A 209-nucleotide genomic window follows, 5' to 3' on the forward strand; every position below is an offset into this window, starting at 1 on the left:
TCTCTTCGTCTCCATCCGGAAAAGAAACTTCCGGGCGTCGGAAACGACTGAGGGCTTATAGCTCAGCCGGTTAGAGCGCACGCCTGATAAGCGTGAGGTCGGTGGTTCGAGTCCACTTAAGCCCACTGGATTTGAGTTATTCAAGTCCAAAAGATGTACCTTGAAAACCGCATATACAATCTATATTGAAAACGTTAAAACGTTAGAGA

General features: G+C 46.4%; 1 tRNA gene. It reads left to right on the forward strand.

Annotation, left to right across the window (positions count from 1 at the left end):
- Positions 1-51: 51 nt before the first annotated feature.
- Positions 52-125: transfer RNA gene (locus DWX32_RS19395), tRNA-Ile, on the forward strand.
- The last annotated feature ends 84 nt before the right edge of the window (positions 126-209 follow it).

Source organism: Blautia sp. AF19-13LB (assembly GCF_003479105.1).
Classification (GTDB): domain Bacteria; phylum Bacillota; class Clostridia; order Lachnospirales; family Lachnospiraceae; genus Fusicatenibacter; species Fusicatenibacter saccharivorans.